This is a genomic window from Mycobacterium sp., from assembly GCF_049683935.1.
Taxonomy (GTDB): domain Bacteria; phylum Actinomycetota; class Actinomycetes; order Mycobacteriales; family Mycobacteriaceae; genus Mycobacterium.
The window spans coordinates 1-1,540 of record NZ_JBAUJR010000250.1; the positions used below are offsets into that span (position 1 = coordinate 1).

The 1,540-nt window shown below is 70.4% G+C and carries 1 protein-coding gene and 2 pseudogenes; all 3 read right to left on the reverse strand.

Going from position 1 to position 1,540, the window contains the following annotated elements; genetic code table 11:
• Window positions 1–477 (reverse strand): annotated as a pseudogene (locus WA965_RS14405) (ABC transporter permease); the annotation flags it as partial.
• The gene (locus WA965_RS14410) at window positions 474–1,379 is read right to left on the reverse strand and encodes an ATP-binding cassette domain-containing protein (protein ID WP_526295416.1); all 906 of its coding nucleotides are present in this window, start codon (window positions 1,377–1,379) and stop codon (window positions 474–476) included. The gene WA965_RS14410 and the pseudogene WA965_RS14405, both read right to left, overlap by 4 nt.
• A pseudogene (locus tag WA965_RS14415) lies at window positions 1,376–1,540 on the reverse strand (SGNH/GDSL hydrolase family protein); the annotation flags it as partial. The pseudogene WA965_RS14415 and the gene WA965_RS14410, both read right to left, overlap by 4 nt.

Here is a 1,540-nt window from a genome sequence, read left to right on the forward strand (position 1 = left end):
CAGCAGCGCCGCGACGCCCACGCCGAGCACGGCCGCCAGCGCTGCGTAAAGCGCGATCGCCGCGGTGGTGCCGACGGCATCCGGGTCCAGGCCGACACGCGCCACAAGGAGCGATCCGAGGACCATGACCGTTGCGGTGATGCCGGAGAACACCGCGGCGACAACAGCTTTGGCGATGAGCACCAGGGTCCTGTTCGGGCTGGCCATGAACGTGGTGCGGATCATCCCGGTGCGGTACTCCCCCGTCACCGTCATCGCCGCGACGACCATCAGCACCGGCACCCCGAACACCGCGACACCGAGCGCCGCGTCCGCTGCTGTCAGCGATTGGTAGTCGTATGCCGTGGCGGCCTGCAGTGCGGCGATGCCGAAGCTCAGCAGCGCCGCGGCCGCCGCCGACCACAGCGGGGACCGCACCGTCGTCAGCTTGATCCGTTCGGCGTTCATCACGGCGGCCACGGTGGTCGGCCCCGTCATCGGTGTCCGCCCCGGAACTCGGTGGCGTCGTCGGTCGACGACAGGTAAGCCTGCTCCAGGGAGACCTGCTCGGCGCTGAGCTCGTGCAGCACGATCCCGTGCTCCGCCGCCAGTTCGCCGACGCTGTCGGTGGTGGCCTCACGCACCGTCAGCGCGTCGGGCCCGTCGTCCACCGTCAGGCCGGCCGCGGTGAGGACCTCGCGCAGTGCGGGCAACTGCGGACTGCGCACCCGCACGATGGCACCGCCGGAGCGGCCGACGAACTCGCTGACGGTGGTGGAGGCGATCAGCCTTCCCCTGCCGATGACCACGAGTCGGTCGGCGGTGTTCGCCATCTCCGAGAGCAGGTGGCTCGACACCAGGACGGTGCGGCCTTCGCCTGCCAGCGTCCGCATCAGCGTGCGCACCCAGTGGATGCCCTCCGGGTCCAGGCCGTTGACCGGTTCGTCGAACAGCAGCACCGGAGGATCTCCGATCAGCGCCGCGGCGATCCCCAGTCGCTGGCTCATACCCAGCGACAGTGTGCCCGCCCGGGCCGAGGCGACGGTGCTCAGGCCCACCATGTCGAGGACCTCGTCGACGCGTCCCGCCGGGATGCGATTGGCGGCGGCGATCCAGCGCAGGTGCCCGCGGATCGACCGGTTCGGGTGGACCTGCCGGGCGTCGAGCAGCGCACCCACCTCACGCAGCGGGTCGGTCAGCTGCCGGTAGGTCTTGCCGTTGATCGTCGCGGCGCCCGAGGTCGGGTGGTCCAGGCCGAGGATCATCCGCATGGTGGTGGTCTTGCCGGCACCGTTCGGGCCCAGGAAGCCGGTCACCATTCCCGGTTCGATCGAGCACGTCAGCCCGTCGACTGCCTTGTTCGACCCGTAACTTTTTGTCAGCTCGGATAATTCGATCATCGGCCGGCTGCGGCGACGACCAGTTCGGCGACCGCACGCATTCCTTCCGCGTTGGGGTGCAGCGGAGCGGGTCGGCGCGGCACCGGCAGACCGAACCGGGTGGTCCAGGGCTGGGGCGACCACGCGTGGTGGTCGCGACTGGCGTCCGCAGCGCGCACCAC